This window comes from Sinomonas sp. ASV322 (genome assembly GCF_030908245.1).
Taxonomy (GTDB): Bacteria; Actinomycetota; Actinomycetes; order Actinomycetales; family Micrococcaceae; genus Sinomonas.
In genome coordinates, this window is sequence record NZ_JAVFJJ010000009.1 from 21,765 (window position 1) to 38,870 (window position 17,106).

Here is a 17,106-nt window from a genome sequence, read left to right on the forward strand (position 1 = left end):
GGGAGGGGACGCCAGACTCGTCCAACTCGGTTCAAGGGTTGACAAACGCGCGGAGCCTGTCCTCCCAACGTCCTGGGACGAACCCGGCTGCCTCGATCCTCCGCAAATCGAGGACCGAGCGGGCCGGACGCGGAGCCGCGTCCGGCTTGTCCGCGAAATATGCAGCACTCGTCACAGGCACGACATCGGCGGGGTGCCGGCCCATCACGGCGAATACCTCGCGGGCGACATCCGCCCAGCTCGATCGTTCCCCCGAACCGCTGAGGTTGTACACGCCGAACGGCGCATTCGTGTCCAGAAGGTGCTTGATGCCCGCCGCAATGTCGCCCGCAAAGGACAGACGCCCGATCTGGTCGTCAACGACTGACGGGCTGACTCCCCTCTCCGCCAACGCCGCGATCGTCCGGACGAAATTGTTGCCATCGCCGACGACCCACGACGTGCGCACGACGTAGTGGCGGGGCACCACCGACACAACCGCGTCGCCTGCGGCCTTCGTCTGGCCGTAAACGCCGAGCGGGGATAGCGGCTCGTCCTCCGAATGGACCTCGACCGTTCCGTCGAAGACGTAGTCGCTCGAGACGTTGACCAGGGTCATTCCGTACTCAGTCGCAATGCGGGCCAAGCGGGCCACGGCTGTCACGTTGACGGCCCAGGCCGCGCGCCGGCCCTCGGGCGTCTCGGCCTTGTCGACGGCCGTGTAGGCCGCCGCGTTGATGATTGTCGAGTAGTTCTTCCAGTTTCGGTTCTCGAACGACGCCGCGTCGGTGAGGTCGAACTCGGCGCGGGCTGCGTACTCGACGCTCGCGTCGCCGTCGTACGCCTTGCGCAGTGCCCGGCCAAGCTGCCCGTCGGCGCCGAGCACGAGCGTCTTGCGCGGGGCCATCGGGACGACGTCGGCGAGGCGAGGGTGGGCGCGGTCCTTGTCGGACAGCTCGGCCTGCTCGAGCGGGATCGGCCACGCGATCGCCGACGACTCGTCCGCGAGGTTGAGGAAGGTGTATTGGCTCTGGGCGTTGGCCGACCAGTGGTCGTTGACGAGATAGGCGTACGCCGTGCCGTCCTCGAGCGTCTGGAACGCGTTGCCCACGCCCCGCGGGATGAAGATGGCCTTCGACGGATCGAGTTCCGCGGTGAACACGGCGCCGAACGTAGGGCCTTCGCGCAGGTCGACCCACGCGCCGAAGATCCGGCCGGTCGCGATGGACACGTACTTGTCCCAGGGCTCGGCGTGGATGCCGCGCGTTGTGCCCGCCTTCTCGTTGAACGAGATGTTGTTCTGGACCGGGCCGAAGTCCGGAAGGCCCAGCGCCAGCATCTTCTCGCGCTGCCAGTTCTCCTTGAACCAGCCTCGGTTGTCGCCATGGACGGGCAGGTCGTAGAGGACGACGCCGGGGATCGGCGTCTCGTGCGCGGCGAGGGGCTTGGAGAATTCGATCCCGCTCACTGGCCCTGCTCCTTGTACTTCGCCTCGGTCGCGGCCTTCTGCGGCCGCCACCACGCCTCGTTGTCGCGGTACCACTGGATCGTCGCCTCGAGGCCGGCCTCGAAGTCCTGGAACTGCGGCTTCCAGCCGAGCTCCGTGCGGAGCTTTGTCGAGTCGATCGCGTAGCGCATGTCGTGGCCTGGGCGGTCCACCACGTGGTCGTAGGCGTCGGGGGCCAGGCCCATCGTCTTGAGGATGAGCTCGACGACCGACTTGTTGTCCTTCTCGCCGTCGGCGCCGATGAGGTAGGTCTCGCCGATGCGGCCCTTTTCGAGGATCGTGAGAACTGCCGAAGAATGGTCGTCGGCGTGGATCCAGTCGCGCACGTTCTCTCCCTTGCCGTACAGCTTGGGGCGTACGCCGTCGATGACGTTTGTGATCTGGCGCGGGATGAACTTCTCGACGTGCTGGTAGGGGCCGTAGTTGTTCGAGCAGTTGCTGATGGTGGCTTGGAGCCCGAATGAGCGAACCCACGCTCGGACGAGGAGGTCCGAGCCAGCCTTGGTCGACGAGTACGGGCTTGAGGGGCTGTACGGCGTCTGCTCCGTGAAGCGGGCGGGATCGTCGAGCTCGAGGTCACCGTAGACTTCGTCGGTCGAGATGTGGTGGAAGCGGACGCCATGCTTGCGCGCGGATTCAATGAGCGTGTACGTGCCGATGATGTTCGTGTCGAGGAACGGCCGAGGGTCGCGGAGTGAGTTGTCGTTGTGGCTTTCAGCGGCGTAATGGACGACGGCGTCTGCCGAGCCGACGAGGTCGTCGACTACTGCGGGGTCGACGATGTCGCCTTTGACAAAGCGGAAGCGCTCACGAGAAATCCCCTTGAGTGACTCAAGGTTTGCCGCATATGTCAACTTGTCAAGCACGACGACGTGGTGATCTGAATGCCGCAACACGTATCGAACGAAGTTCGAACCGATGAAACCGGCTCCGCCGGTGACGAGGAGTCGCATGATGCGAATCTATCGGCTTGTCAACCGTGTGCGAAACCCTGAAAGATGAGGGCATGAAGGGCATCATCTTGGCCGGGGGAACCGGATCCCGCCTGCACCCGATCACGCTCGGCGTGAGCAAACAGCTTGTCCCCGTGTACGACAAGCCCATGATCTACTACCCGCTCTCGACGCTGCTGCTCGCGGGGATCCGCGACATTCTCGTCATCACCACACCCAACGATGCGTCCCATTTCCATCAACTGCTCGGCGACGGCAGCCAGTTCGGCATATCTATCCGGTATGCCGAACAGCCGTCGCCCGACGGCCTCGCACAGGCCTTCCTCTTGGGCGAGGACCACATCGGCACCGACACCGTCGCCCTTGTCCTGGGGGACAACATCTTTTATGGACCCGGGCTCGGCCGACAGCTCCGCAAAAACCATTCAATTGACGGCGCATTGATCTTCGGCTATTGGGTCAAGGATCCACGCTCCTATGGCGTGGTCGAATTTGACGAGCGCGGGCGGGCGGTGTCCCTCGAAGAAAAACCGAAGGAGCCAAAGAGCAATTACGCCGTCCCCGGACTGTATTTCTACGACAACGACGTCATTGAAATTGCGAAGGGGCTCAAGCCATCGGCACGCGGAGAACTTGAGATAACCGACGTCAACCGAACTTACCTGGAGGCCAACAAACTTCAAGTCAACGTGCTTCCACGCGGAACCGCATGGCTTGACACCGGAACGTTCAGCGACCTGAATGACGCCTCGAACTTCATACGAACGGTAGAGGGCCGCCAAGGGCTCAAGATCGGCGCCCCTGAAGAGATCGCCTGGCGGCAGGGATTCCTCGACGACAATGGCCTCAGGAGGCTCGCGGAAAAGTACGAAAAGAGCGGTTACGGAGAGTATCTCCTCCACCTGCTCCCATCGTGACACTTTCGTAACCGAAATACCTCAAACCACATCAGAATCTCCAACATCACCAGTCACATCTGTGCTATGTTGGGGTGGCAGCCTGTGCCCCAATGCAGGCCGGCCCATCCCCTGGAGATTTCATGGTGTTCCACAAACTCGCCAGCAAGGCAGGGCGCGGCATCGGCGTACTGTCCGCCATTGTCGCGCTGACTGCAACGTCGTTTGCCGTCGGCACGTCCGCATCCGACGCTTCGCCCACCAGCCCTTCGCCGTCCGCAACGACGGTGTCAGGGCAGCCAACGCCTTTGCCGCCCAGCAGCGCCTCGCCCCAGAAGACGACACCCTCTCCCATGCCCTCGGCGTCTCCGTCGGTAGGCAGGAATGGCATGTCGCCCAAGCCCGGGGACGATGCTCGTCTGCGCGACCTCATGCGGCAGTCCGTCGGGCGCGGGGCCAAAATGGGCCAGGCTAATCCGGATACCCACGAGCCAACAGGCGGCCCCGGCCGAACCATGGCAGTGCGCGTCCCCCTCGCCAGTACGTGGCAGCCGTCCTGGGGCGTCAGCGGAATCGACGTCAGCGCATACCAAGCATCGCAATCGGGCAGCACCTGGACCGACACCACGAATTGGTCCAGCCTTGCCAGTCAGGGCGTTCGGTTCGCCTACATCAAGGCCAGCGAAGGCAACTACTACACAAATCAGGCGTTCTCGCAGCAGTATGGAAATTCGCAGAACGCAGGCATGATTCGCGGCGCCTATCACTTCGCAATCCCGAATTGGTCGTCGGGCGCAGACCAGGCGAACTACTTCGTCCAGAACGGCGGAGGCTGGTCCCCTGACGGAATCACGTTGCCACCGGTCCTCGATATCGAGTACAACCCGTACGCCGGCAAGATCATCAACGGCGTCAATATGGGCGACACGTGCTACAGCATGAACGCTTCCCAGATGGCCGCGTGGATCAGCGACTTCAGCAACACGATGCTGTCGCTGACAGGCCGGCGCCCGGCTATCTACTCGACGACTGACTGGTGGACACGGTGCACCGGAAACTCGAGCGCGTTCTCCGCAAATCCTCTCTGGATCGCGGCTTACAACCAGTCCGGCCCGAGCACTCTTCCGGCGAGCTGGACTCAGTTCAGCGTCTGGCAATACAGCTCGACGGGACCGTTCCCCGGTGACTCGAACGTCTGGAATGGTGATTATTCCTCGCTCCAGCGTTTCGCAACATACGGGGACACTGATCCCAGCGCCTCAATCGGAGTAGCCGCCGGCAGCGCGAATCTCGGCACCCAAACGTCGGGAATCCTGTGCACGCTGTCCAACGGAGGCTGTTACCAAGGCTTCGCGAATGGCGCGATCATCTGGTCCCGGGCCACCGGCGCCCAACCATCTCCCAACGGCCCCATCCGGACCGCCTGGGGACAGAGCGGGTACGATTCCGGGCAGTTTGGCTATCCCACCTCAGGCATTGTGTGCACGCTGACCAACGGCGGGTGCTACCAAGGCTTCCAGAACGGCGCGATCATCTGGTCGCAGGCCACAGGCGCCCAGCCATCCGCCAACGGCCCCATCCGCACCGTTTGGGGCCAGACTGGATATGATTCCGGTCCTCTCGGCTACCCCACCACGGGAATCGTGACCGGCCTCCTCAACGGGGGCACATACCAGAACTACCAAGGCGGCGCGATCATCTGGTCGCAAGCCACCGGAGCCCAGCCCTCGCCCAACGGCCCCATCCGCACCTACTGGGGCTCAACCGGCTACGAGGCCGGCTCATTTGGCTACCCAACCTCAGGGGTTGTCTGCACCCTCGCGAACGGCGGCTGCTACCAAGGCTTCCAGAGCGGGGCCATCATCTGGTCCCAGGCGACCGGAGCCCAGCCATCCCCCAACGGCCCCATCCGCACGGCCTGGGGGCAGACGGGCTACGAATCTGGTCCCCTCGGCTACCCGACCTCGGGCGTTGTCTGCACTCTCACGAACGCCGGCTGCTATCAAGGCTTCCAGAACGGCGCGATCGTCTGGTCCCAAGCCACCGGGGCCCAGGCCTCTCCCAACGGCCCCATCCGGACGTTGTGGGCCCAAACCGGCTTTGACTCGGGGCCTCTTGGCTACCCCACGGCCGGGGTCGTGTGCGGTCTCAGCAATGGCGGCTGCTACCAGAACTTCCAGAACGGTGCCATTGTCTGGACCCAGAGCACCGGCGCCGAGCTCTCCCTCAACGGGCCCATCCGAACTGCTTGGGCTCAGTCTGGCTATGAAACCGGCCCCCTCGCCTACCCGACGACGGGTATCGTGACCGGCCTCATCAACGGGGGCACATACCAGAACTACCAGAACGGCGCCATCATCTGGTCGCAAGCGACCGGCGCGCAGGTCTCCCCCAACGGACCCCTCCGCACGGCCTGGGCCCAGACCGGATACGAGACCGGCGTCATGGGATACCCGACGTCGGGCGTCACCTGCACACTCACCAACGGGGGCTGCTACCAAGGATTCCAGAACGGTGCCATCGTCTGGTCTCAGGCCACCGGCGCACAGCTTTCCCCTAACGGGCCTATTCGCACCGCTTGGGCCCAGACCGGCTTCGATGCGGGTCCTCTCGGATACCCCACGACCGGAATCGTTGGTGGCCTCATCAACGGCGGGACGTATCAGAACTACCAGAACGGCGCCATCATCTGGTCACAAGCGACCGGAGCACAGGTCTCCCCCAACGGACCCATCCGCAACTACTGGGCCTCAACCGGTTACGAAACCGGTCGATACGGTTACCCGATGGGCGGGCAGGTATGCAACGGCGCGAAAACCAACTGCTCGCAGGCATTCCAAAGGGGCACGATTTCTTGGGACAGCGTAAACGGGATCTACTGAGGAACTGACGGGAGTCGCCGTGTGCTCCACGCGTGCTCCGGTCTCCCCTCAAGCGGACGCCTCAAGCATAGACAGAGCCCTGCCTCAAGCAGTCAGGAACTTACGGAGGTCCTCTTACGCATGAGATATCCGGCTGCGAGGCCGACGAGGACGAGGCCGCCGACGAACTGCGCGGCGGCGCTCAGAATATTGATTGGCGCGAGGCCCAGCAACGAGATCACGCCCGCGTGAACCACGGACAGGGTGCATGCGAGGACAACGAGTGAAAATGCCTTCCGCCGGAATGCGACGCCGGCGGTCACAAGTCCCAGAACAACGAATCCGAGGGCGTGAACCACCGCTACTCCCTCGAGGCGGTGCGACAACGCGAATGGCAGAGCCGAAACAAACGCCAACAACAGCGTGAGCGGCGAGATCAGTCCAAGGACTCGCGTCTTGGCGACGACATAGAGCTCGTTCGAACCTACCAAGAACAGCGCGTACCCTACCGACAGGAGAGGCAGCGTTCTTGCGATCGGCCCGAGAATATCCGGGGCCGTCGACAAGACGATGCTCCCAACCGAACCCGCGCTCGAGGCAAGCACGCCGACCAAAAACCCAATCGCCACAGCACTCCGCGTGATTCGGCGCATGGTGGCATCTCTGTTTGCATGAGACGCACCCATCATGTCGGTCGTCCAGGCGTTGTTGAGGGCGTTGAGGACAGTGATGGGACCGAGGGCAAAGATCAGAACAGCGCCGTATTGCCCGGCATCCGAAACCGACGCCGACAAGGCCAGGAGCCACACGGCGCCCTGCGTGAGCAGCATGAGAGCACCGGTGTGCGGGATGAGGGGCAGGGCGATGTGAGCCGCGTGGCGGCCTATTCCAAGTGCTGATCCGAATGGCACCGGACGAACGAGCGATTGCGACCATATGGCCGTCAGCGCCACCGCAACCGTGTAGGCACCCAGATAGACGCTCGCGCTTGCGCCCCACCACACGATGGCGAGAAATCCCGCGAAGTTCGCGACGACCGACGACCCAATACTCAGGCCAACGAAAGCGGTGGGTCGCCCTTGGGCCCGAAGGACCGCTTGAGCGCCGAGAACCGAACCGGTGAGGCCAATGCAGATCAGTGCAAAGATCAGCGGAAGCGCATCGCTCGAGGCACCGCTAGCGGCCCAGAGAATTGCAGCGCCTACAATTCCGATGAGCAGCGTGGCACACGAGAGAATAGTGTGGAGCGACCGAGACCGGATCCTGCCCCCAGCTGGCTCGAACCAAAGCCGAGTGATCTCAAGAGGCAGGCCCGAGGACAGAAGGACAACGACAACCTGAATTGTGACGACAGAGGTCGACACGAGGCCCCATTGAGCAGCCGGCAAGATCCGAATAGCAAAGGGCTGGATGACAAGTAGCCCCAGACCTTGGAGCAGCGATCCAATCAAATAAAGAACGGCGTTCCTGCTGCCGGTGTCGAGCGTCCGGGTATCAGTCACTCCTGCACTGCCTATGGCCGCAAAGCGTGAACCGTGAGCTTCTTGAGACCGGGCCACATGCGCTTCTGGACGACCTTCGGGGTCAGAGAGGCGGCATTGAGACGCGAGGTGAGGTGAAGGCGGGCGGCCCGGGCCGCCTTGGTCCAGCCAAGACGCGCGAAATCGACGGCGCACTCATCAAAGAATGCCCGTTCCTCCGCGAAACGACGGCCGTCGAGGGCTCGCACCGAAGAGTCCGACTCCCGGTGACGACGGTACTGGAAGCACACAGTGTCCGAGACGAGCATCTTGCCGCCGTCCATGATGATGTCCATTGCAAGCGCCAGATCCTGCACAACGTTGTACTGCTCGCGGAAGTCGTGCTTGAGGATCGCCTGTGCGCGCCACGCAACCGACGGAAAGTAGAGCCAGTCCCCCGTGATGAGGCTCTCGGCAATAGGCTCACCCTGAATAATCGCCTCCGATGAACCGCCTACTGCAAGGCGGCGCAGGAAGGTCTTTACACGGTCGCCGAGCGGCTCGTACACGTTGCCGTTCTCATCGATCACCTCGACGCCGGGCTGTACGATCCGAACCTCAGGGTTCTGGAATGCGCTGCGGATCGTGCCGATGTAGTTCGGCAGCATAATGTCGTCGGCGCCCATGACCACGACGACATCATGTTCGACAAGCGAAAGACACTTCTTGTAGTTGCCGTTCGCACCGAGATTAGTCTCGTTGCGAAAGTATCGGACGCGGTCGTCGGCGTCGATGAGCCCTTGGAAATACGCGGGGAGTGAATCGTCAGGGTAGCCGTCGTCGACGATCGTCAGGCGGAAATCCTTGTCCTCCTGAGCGAGCACCGAGGCCACAGCGGCCTTCATCATGGCCACATCCCCGTAGTAGGGGAACATCACGTCAATGGTCACGGTCAACCTCTTTTGGGATCGTCTGGGGTGCAGGGTGGACAGGACGGTTGGCATCGTGCGATGCGCTCGGCGCCATAGCGACGCTGTTCCTCAGGGACTCAACCGATTGCCGCAAAATGGCCACTTCTTCCGCGAGGGTACGGCTCTCTTCCTCGAGCACCGTGAGTTCGCGGGAAACATGAAGCCCCACCCCCACGAGGAGGACGATTGACAGTGCGAAGAGGAGGTTTGCCGGCACCTTGATGCCCGCAAGCGAGGCCGCCAAGTCGAGGAGCCCCGGGAAAAGCCCGAGGACGATCGTGAGACCGCCGACGACGAGCCACAGGATCGCATACTTCTCGCGAAGCTTGCCCGACCTGAGCATCAACAGAACGACGACGACCATGACAACCGATATGACGAGCGAGAACGCGACGCTGCTCATAGGGTGGCCCCCCTCTCGCCTGCGATGTCGCCAGATTTCGGGAGCGACGCCGCAGATTGTGGTTTTGACCGAGGCCGCGCAAGCGCAAAGCACAGGACGAGGCCCGAGCGGGCCAAGTAAACCGTCGCTTTCCAAGGGCTGTGACTCGGAGTCCCCGCTTGGCGCGCCTTCATTTCCACTGGGACCTGGACGACCCGGCATCCCGACTTGATCGCCACCACGAGGGAGTCGATGGTGTCGCCTAGGTACTCGGCTGGAAAATGATCCATGTACTGGTACAAGGCCCGCTGATTAGCTGCGCGGAAGCCCGAGGTGACGTCGGTCAGCTTCGAGCGTGCGACGGCGGAGATCACCTTGGCGAGCGCGACCATAGCCCAGCGGCGCGGTCCCTTGGCGTCGTAAGTGCCACGGCCTGCGAATCGGGCGCCAATCGAGATATCGGCTTCAGCAAGACCCGCGAGCACCCGGTCGATGTCATGCGGATCATGCTGCCCGTCGGCATCGACCTGTATGACCCGCGAGTAGCCATTGCGCAGCGCGTACTTGAATCCGGCACGCATCGCCCCGCCAACACCGAGGTTGAAGGGAAGCCGCAGGACGGCGGCACCCGCGTCGGCCGCGATGCGGGCTGTCTCGTCGCGCGACCCGTCGTCCACGACCAGTATGTCGTGCTCCGGCACCACCGCATTCACTTGGCGAATGGTGTCGCCGATTGCTTCGGCCTCATTCCAGGCGGGCATGATGATGAGAGCGCCAGCTCGCCTCGGTGTTCCCATGATTCGCCACTATACCAAGCCCGCCAGGGACGCCACGCAAGGAGGTGCAATCTGAACAAGGCATACTTAGGACGTTGACTTGATCGAGGAGCGTTGATTGATGAGCTGGTGGCAGACGATCCCCTACTTCGCCGCGACCCTCTTGCTTACGTTCGGCCCGGGGGCTGCAGCGTTGGCGGTCGCGGGAGTTCGTGGGCTCAGCCTCGCCGCTCTGGCGGCACCGCTCTCATACACTCTGGCCAGCTGCTTGGCCGTTGTGGCGCCGTGGATCGGGCTTCCGTTCCAGCCAATTGCGTATCTTTCGGCCGGTGCCATCCTTGTAGTCCTCGTCGCCGCCGTGCGACTTTTCGTTGCTCGGCGATCAGGAGCATCGTGGTCGGCGCCGCTGCCGCTCCTTGCTGCGAGCGGGCGACTAGGCACGAGCGACCTCGCACGGTTCACGGCACGCATCGCGCTGCCCGCGGCGCTCGTCGTAGCCGGCGGCATCATTGCATATCGCTACATCACCGCTTTTAGCGACCCCAGTTTGTTCTCCCAGACTTTCGACAATGTCTACCATCTGAATGCGGTCCGTCGAATTGTCGACACACAGAACGGGTCATCCCTTACGCTCGGGAACCTCACCGATGCCTCAAAGGGGTTCTACCCTGCCGCAATGCACGACATGATGGCGCTCGTCGTAAGCCTTGCAGGCGGATCGGTCCCCGTCGCCGTCAACGTCGGGACAATCACAATCGGCGCCATAATCTGGCCCCTTTCGTGCCTGTTCCTCGTGGCACGTGTAGTCGGGTTCCGGGCTGTGCCGATGCTGATCACCGGTGCCTTTGCCTCGGCGTTCAGCGCGTTCCCCTACCTCATGGTCGCCTTCGGAGTGCTCTACCCGAACCATTTGGCCATTGCGCTGCTCCCCGCCGTGCTCGGGCTCGCGGTCGAGGCGATCGGTGTTGCGCAGCCCAAAGCGCCGCAGCCTTGGGCCGCATTGACCGTCTTCCTATGCTGCCTGCCTGGGCTGTCGCTCGCTCATCCCAGCAGCACGATCGCACTTCTTGCGTTTGCGACGCCTGCTCTGTTCTTCCGGTGTGCGTCGGAGATTGCACGAATGCGTCGAACGCGGAGTACCCCGAAGCACGCGCTTCTGTGGATCGGCGGAACTGTCGTGTATCTTGCGGCGCTCCTCGTGGTGTGGCTCAACCTTCGGCCCAGCCTCAGTTCGGCGCCTTGGGCCCCGTTCCAGACCAACGCTCGCGCCATCGGAGAGATCGTGTCGAACGCGCCCATGGGGACGACGGTCACATGGATCATGACACCATGCACCGTCCTGGGCCTTTACGTCCTTGCGCGACACATCAAGCGCTTGTGGTGGATCCTGGGCATGTACCTCGTTGGCGCCGCCCTCTATCTCGTCGCATCCAGCTGGAGCCAGGGCGGATTCCGGACCTTCCTCGTAGGCGTCTGGTACAACGACAGCTTCCGCCTCGCGGCATTGCTGCCTGTCGTCTCGCTCCCGGTCGCCGTGATGGGAGCCGAATGGGTGGTCTGGCGAGTCAGGTACATCACTTCCAGGGCGCGCGATGCCGCGTTCACGTCAAAGTCACCTCTTCTGGCCCGCGCAGGACAACTCTTAGCGCCTTCGGCCGTCGTCTGGGCCGTCGTCGTCGTCATGGCCCTCGCCTCGCAAGGTGGCACGCTGTCGAACGTCCAGAACAGGCTCAATGAGGTCTTTGCCCTCACGGATCATTCGGCCCTCGTGACAAGCGACAAGCTCACCCTGATGCAGAAGGCCAAAGAAATCATTCCGGCGGGCGACACCGTGGTGGCCAATCCCTACATGGGAGGCTCGCTGATCTATGCCCTCGAGAACGTCCACACTGTTGCCCCGCACATCTTCGGCGAGCGTAGTGCGACCGAGCAGACCGTCCTAAACCACTGGGACGAAGCCGCCTACAACACTTCGGTCTGCCCCGCTATCCGGCAATTACGTGCCTACTGGGCCCTCGACTTCGGAACCGATACCGTGATCCCCACCGACGACCCAAACCTTGGCATCAACGACCTCACGACGAATCTTGCCCCAGGGGTCAAGGTCGTGGCACAGGCCGGAAAAGCACGCCTCTTCCGAATTACGGCCTGCGGCTGAGAGGGGCAGAGCACAGCGAAGGTCCCGCTCCGATAGAACTCTCGCACTGAGCTAGCAGCTTGGAACCCCAAGGGACTCATCGCATTTCGGGGTCCGGGTAGTTTCCGAATCTGTCAGCTTCGGGCGAGCGGCGCGCGATGTAGTTGGTGCGGTAGCCGAGGGCGGGGCCCCGGAGGTGCTTGATTCGGTCGTTGATTCATCCACGCCAGGACGGCGACCCGGCCGAACCGAAACGGATCATCGATCGGCGCCGACCTCCCCTCGGCGAAGTTCGAGTCGCTCGCGGTTGCGAGGACAGGCCGAGCCGGGCTCGTCGAGCCGCAGAACGTGGTCAGATTGGACCCTTCGAACCTAGCGTGGAGCACCTTGGGGTCTTCCAGGTGGCGAGCGTGAGAAAAGATCTCAAAGCCTACTCGTCCACCGACGCGCCCCCACAGCTATGGCTGGTTCGTTCTGCCAGGCACACACCTACTCCCTGAACCGCTGCTCGTTCCACGACGCAATATGATTCCCGGAGGTTACGCCCGCAGGCTCCAAAGACCACGGCGATGCCCACAGCGAGCACCACACGCGCCCATCCCCTGCCGTGCAGGGCCGCGAGCCGGCCGACGGCGCTCGGAATCACGCCCACGAGCATGATGCTGAAGGGTCGGATAGCGGAGCCGTAGAAGCCCGCGACGGCACACAGGCCGCTGACGGCGCCGCCCATTCCGGCCAGACACCGACGCCGACGCCTAGCCTCTTTGGCTCGTCGTGACTGACCGCGCTCATGACCTCACGGCCGCCCCGGCGAGGCCAAGAGCCTGTACCCGCGAAAGGCCTCGACGCCCACCCGGCAGCGGGCCACGCATGCCGGAGGGAGCTACACAGTCATACGCGATGGGCCCGCTATGGGGCTCGTGGGCACCGTCGATCCAGAGACCAAACGCCTGCTTGCTGCACACCATCCGTGCAAAGACCGAGGTCTGATCGTCACGGGCGCCACGGCCGACAGAGTCGGTGCGAACAGCCCTGCGATCAAGAAGACGTCTGTACTGGCTCCGATCGCGCGAACGCGACAAGCTCAGTCCTCCGTCGACCAAGACTCGATTGCCAGGCCGAAGCCCTACAGAACGGCCAGCCCCGCGTAGCGGCGGATCAGCTCAGGCGTGAGCGACCGGATATAAGTCCGCGTCACATGGTCCTTGTCGTAATAGACGTGGACCCCGCCAATGACCGCATAGCACATGCTGTCGGGGCAGAAGAAGTCCGACAGATCCAGTACTCGCGCCCGCTTGTCATTCATGGCCGCGACGGCCGCGGTCATGGGATCGACGGGCAGTGCATCGCTCTTTTGGTTCGCGCATACGAGTGGCTTGTCGTGGTTCAAGGCTACGCATTCCGGCGATGAGTGGTCCAATGTCATGGGAGTATCACGCAGGCTGATAACCTTGGCTCCACCGTCGATCCACGACCCGAAACGCGTCTTCACCGCGCTTTCGTACTGGGCCTGCTGAGAACGGCCGCTTCCGTCGTCGATCTTCTCGCCCGAGCCGAATCCGGAGACGAAGATCAAGTCAGGCTTCTCCGACAGGATCCGCTGAGAGAGCTGTGAACTCCAGTTGAGGCACTTGGACTGAACTGAGGGACTGGTCGACGGAGCCCCCATGAAGGCAACTCGCTTCACGTCGACGAGCGGACACCCTCCGACGAGGCTCTCAGTGAGCTGCCATCCTTGCGCTTTGGCCAGTTCGTGAATGCCGACCTTCCATTGCTCGGCATGGGAGTCGCCGATCAGCCACACTCTACGCGTCGCGGGACGTCCCCCTGTGAAGTCACACCGAACAAGCACCTTCTGGTCGTCCGCCGTGACAGGGTGTGGATCCCCCATGCACTCGGGGCTGTCGAACCAAGGAGCTTCGTTCTCCCCGACATTTGCCAGCCTCGGCGGCCCGAAAGGGTCCGGACACTCCGATCTGCTGACAAGGCTGCCCGCTCCGAAGCACGCATCCGACGCCATAGCCGCCGCCTTGTCCGCTTCAGCCTTCCCCGCGAAGAACGCTCCAGCCACAAGTGACAAGGCCACGAGTCCCACCGCCGCCATAGCTCCAGCCGTGCCAAACAGCACCCGCCGTGCTGACCACGCGGCCATCGCAGTGGTCCTACAGGGATCCTCCACGTACCGCTTGGTGATGGCAGCCAGAACAATCGAGAGGACCCCCAGAGCAATCTTGCTGACGGCTGACAGCTCATGACCCAATATCGACGGAGCCAGAATAATAAGTGGCCAATGCCACAGATAAACCGAGTAGGAAATGTCTCCGACGTATTGAGCCGGCCGCCACTCTAGGAGACGCCCGAAGGACCAAGACGGCCGGTCCGGCCCAGATGCAACGACGAGTACGGTCCCCGCGACCGGGAGCAGAGCGAAGAGGCCGGGGAACGGGGTGCTTTCGTTATAGAACAGTCCTGACAGCACTATCGCCAGCAAGCCCGCAGACTGCATAATGCCGCGCAGGAACGGGCCGAGGACTGCAACGCCACGAGATCCGCCCACGGTGATCTCCAGAGCGGCAAGAACGCCACCTGCGGCAAACTCCCACGCGCGCCCGGGGGTCACGAAGTATGCCTGGCTCGGCTCTGCCGCGGTGAACAGCACGCAAAAGATCAGCGAGACGGCCGCTAATACCGACATGCCGACGACGATGATGCGATCGGACCGAAGGATGAAGCGGCGGGCCAGCCAGAAGAGCCCGAGCAGGAGCAGCGGCCAGAGGATGTAGAACTGCTCCTCCACCGAGAGCGACCAGTAGTGCTGCACGGTCGATGCCAGCTGGCTGTGCGCCGAGTAGTTGACGGACTTGGCAGCGAGTACCCAGTTCTCTACATAGAATGCTGCACCGATCGTCTCCTGTCCGATGGCGACCCACCGATCGAACGGAAGGAAGGCAAAGCTCAGCGCAAGCCCGACGATTGCTACGAGGAGCGCCGCTGGAAGGAGTCGCTTGGCTCGGCGAGCGTAGAACTTGCCGAGGTTGATCGATCCGCTCCGATTCAGGTCATTCAGCAAATGATTGCTGATCAGATACCCCGAGATGACAAAGAACACGTCAACGCCGACGTACCCGCCGGGCAGCCGATTTGGCCACAGATGATTGAGAACAACGAAGATGACCGCCAAGGCCCGGAGCCCCTGGATGTCCTTTCGCGGCCTCTTCGCCTGGGGCGCTCGCCTCTCGGCCGAGGCGTGTCTCGGGCCCCCCGCGTAGGCTTGGATCAGGCCCGTAGGTTCAGACATTGGCTTTTGAACGATAGGCGCAACGGGCAAGCTCGGGCATGAGAGTCTTGAGGGTCCACCGCACCGAGGCCGTCGACGGAGCCACCAGGGCGTACAGGTCGAGGTCGGTTGTAACAATGGTCGTCGCTCCCCGGGCGTGCGCAGGGATCGGACCCAGGACGTCGTTCTGCTCGATGTCATGCCGCTCTTCGGGGCGAACCGATACCACTATGACGTCGGCGTCCAGCTGACGCGCCCGCGATGCGTCCCACAGGAACGTACGGGGCCCCTTTCCGGGATCCACGGCTCGCCCTTCCGCTGCAATCGTCCTCAATGCGGGAGCAGGTCTGAGCCCGAAATCCTTGAGCACGCGCATCGGATTCGATTCCTCGGCATATACCTCGAACGAGGCGCCAGGAGCAGACCGGGCCGCGAGACAAAGGACAGTTGCCCCATTCAGATCCGGATAGGTGGCCAGGGCGGCTGCGATCTCCGTCTCCACCGCCTTCACCAGGCCGTCGCCCGCGCCGGGGCGCCCGACGGTCTTCGCAATGAGCGATGTTGCGGTTCGCCAATCCGTATCAGCAGGCCGCCCGGGCCAGGCAACGGTCGGAGCGATCTGGCTGAGGGTCGGGAAGTCATCGGCGTCGAACGAGGCGTTCGCCGCTAATATCACATCAGGCTTGAGTTTTCGCAGTTCGTTGAGCGGCAAGCCTGTATCTTCGCGGTACCCAGGCGGCAGGGGAACATTGAGCACGCCCGCAGACTTCAGGAGCCATGGGGACAAACCCTCTCCACGTTCCGGCGCGAGCGGGTATCCAACGGGCATCAACGCCAAGTCCGTACAGATGTCTGTGGACGACCACCCGAGCGCTGCGATTCGCTTAGGGACGCGCTCGATACGCGTCGTCCCCAGGGCGTGCTTGATATCGAGGGGGAAAGCATCGGTGTCCGCGTCAGCTGGCCGAGCTGCCACCGACTTGTCGAGGCACCCGGTTAGGAGGAAGGGCAGAGCAGCGGCGCCCACAAGAAGACCGCGCCTCGTCCAACCCTCACGTTCATTGTCGCTGCCGACCGCCATTGCTCCCTCTCGTGTGGCTTCCATCTGATCCCGAACATGGTACCGTTGCGGCCTCTCGAGCCACACGCTCGCGTTCTCTATCGAGCTTCTTCCTGACTCCGACGGCGCAGTTCGCGGACCACGGCGTGGACCTCGCCATCCATGACAATTCGACCATGTTCGAGCAGGACTCCCCGTTCACAAATCGTCGACACCAAATCGAGGTCGTGACTTACGACAAAGAGGGTCTTGCCAGCCGCGGAGAGCTCCTTGATCTTCGCAATGCACTTCCGCTGGAAAGGCTCATCCCCCACCGCGAGGATTTCGTCGATCAAGAACACTTCGGGATCGGTGTGAACCGCGATACTGAAGGCAAGCCGAAGATACATACCCGACGAGTAGAACTTGACCTCGGTGTCGATGAACTCGCCAATTTCGGAGAACTCGACGATTGAATCGAACATCTCGTCGATCTGTTGCTCACTCATGCCGAGGATCGCGCCGTTGAGATAAACATTGTCTCGGCCGCTCAGATCATGATGGAAGCCGGCCCCGACTTCAATGAGCCCGGCCACTCGCCCTCTAGTCCGAACTGACCCGCCGTCGGGCTGGAGGACCCCGGAGATGAGCTTGAGCAGAGTCGATTTCCCAGATCCATTGAGACCAAGGAGCGCAACGGTCTCGCCTTCCTCTACGTGGAGCGAGATGTCCTTAAGCGCGTCAAACTTCCTCGAAATATCCCCGCGCCGACCGCGGATCACCCACATGAGTGCTTCCTTGAGCGAGCGCGTGTGCCGCAGGACAAACTCTTTGCGGACGTCTTCGACCGTGATGGCGGTCTTCATGG

Annotated in this window: 12 protein-coding genes; 3 read left to right on the top strand and 9 right to left on the bottom strand. The window is 62.7% G+C overall.

Annotation, left to right across the window (positions count from 1 at the left end; translation table 11 throughout):
* Nucleotides 1-31 precede the first annotated feature (31 nt).
* Both RBS12_RS13045 and rfbB read right to left on the bottom strand, forming a co-directional pair.
* Nucleotides 32-1,447: a bifunctional dTDP-4-dehydrorhamnose 3,5-epimerase family protein/NAD(P)-dependent oxidoreductase gene (locus RBS12_RS13045; RefSeq protein ID WP_307966550.1), complete on the bottom strand. Its 1,416-nt coding sequence runs from the start codon at nt 1,445-1,447 to the stop codon at nt 32-34.
* Nucleotides 1,444-2,442, bottom strand: a complete 999-nt coding sequence (gene rfbB / locus RBS12_RS13050) for a dTDP-glucose 4,6-dehydratase (protein ID WP_307966669.1) — start codon at nt 2,440-2,442, stop codon at nt 1,444-1,446. The genes RBS12_RS13045 and rfbB overlap by 4 nt, the downstream gene beginning before the upstream one ends.
* A 50-nt stretch (nt 2,443-2,492) precedes the next feature.
* On the opposite strand from rfbB, the gene rfbA reads away from it, so the two are divergent.
* Both rfbA and RBS12_RS13060 read left to right on the top strand, forming a co-directional pair.
* Complete coding sequence (rfbA, locus tag RBS12_RS13055) at nt 2,493-3,356, top strand: glucose-1-phosphate thymidylyltransferase RfbA (protein ID WP_307966551.1); 864 nt, start codon at nt 2,493-2,495, stop codon at nt 3,354-3,356.
* 122 nt (nt 3,357-3,478) lie between these two features.
* Nucleotides 3,479-6,217, top strand: a complete 2,739-nt coding sequence (locus RBS12_RS13060; protein ID WP_307966552.1) for a GH25 family lysozyme — start codon at nt 3,479-3,481, stop codon at nt 6,215-6,217.
* Between the two features lie 92 nt (nt 6,218-6,309).
* Here RBS12_RS13060 and RBS12_RS13065 read toward each other — a convergent pair whose 3' ends face one another.
* Genes RBS12_RS13065 through RBS12_RS13080 form a run of 4 tightly spaced genes read right to left on the bottom strand, consistent with a single transcriptional unit; the run spans nt 6,310 to nt 9,806 of the window.
* Complete coding sequence (locus tag RBS12_RS13065; protein WP_307966553.1) at nt 6,310-7,698, bottom strand: hypothetical protein; 1,389 nt, start codon at nt 7,696-7,698, stop codon at nt 6,310-6,312.
* 11 nt (nt 7,699-7,709) lie between these two features.
* On the bottom strand, nt 7,710-8,606 hold the full coding sequence (locus tag RBS12_RS13070; protein WP_307966554.1) for a glycosyltransferase family 2 protein: 897 nt from the start codon (nt 8,604-8,606) through the stop codon (nt 7,710-7,712).
* Nucleotides 8,596-9,030, bottom strand: coding sequence for a DUF2304 domain-containing protein (locus tag RBS12_RS13075; RefSeq protein ID WP_307966555.1), 435 nt, complete (start codon nt 9,028-9,030; stop codon nt 8,596-8,598). Before RBS12_RS13075 ends, RBS12_RS13070 begins: the two co-directional genes overlap by 11 nt.
* Nucleotides 9,027-9,806, bottom strand: coding sequence for a glycosyltransferase family 2 protein (locus RBS12_RS13080; RefSeq protein ID WP_307966556.1), 780 nt, complete (start codon nt 9,804-9,806; stop codon nt 9,027-9,029). The genes RBS12_RS13075 and RBS12_RS13080 overlap by 4 nt, the downstream gene beginning before the upstream one ends.
* 100 nt (nt 9,807-9,906) lie before the next feature.
* On the opposite strand from RBS12_RS13080, the gene RBS12_RS13085 reads away from it, so the two are divergent.
* Nucleotides 9,907-11,943, top strand: coding sequence for a DUF6541 family protein (locus RBS12_RS13085; protein WP_307966557.1), 2,037 nt, complete (start codon nt 9,907-9,909; stop codon nt 11,941-11,943).
* A gap of 1,105 nt (nt 11,944-13,048) precedes the next feature.
* Here the strand turns inward: RBS12_RS13085 and RBS12_RS13090 are convergent.
* The 3 genes from RBS12_RS13090 to RBS12_RS13100 form a co-directional block, all read right to left on the bottom strand.
* Nucleotides 13,049-15,220: an acyltransferase family protein gene (locus RBS12_RS13090; RefSeq protein ID WP_307966558.1), complete on the bottom strand. Its 2,172-nt coding sequence runs from the start codon at nt 15,218-15,220 to the stop codon at nt 13,049-13,051.
* Nucleotides 15,213-15,956: an ABC transporter substrate-binding protein gene (locus RBS12_RS13095; protein WP_307966559.1), complete on the bottom strand. Its 744-nt coding sequence runs from the start codon at nt 15,954-15,956 to the stop codon at nt 15,213-15,215. Before RBS12_RS13095 ends, RBS12_RS13090 begins: the two co-directional genes overlap by 8 nt.
* A 401-nt stretch (nt 15,957-16,357) precedes the next feature.
* Nucleotides 16,358-17,104: an ABC transporter ATP-binding protein gene (locus RBS12_RS13100; protein ID WP_307966670.1), complete on the bottom strand. Its 747-nt coding sequence runs from the start codon at nt 17,102-17,104 to the stop codon at nt 16,358-16,360.
* Nucleotides 17,105-17,106: the final 2 nt, after the last annotated feature.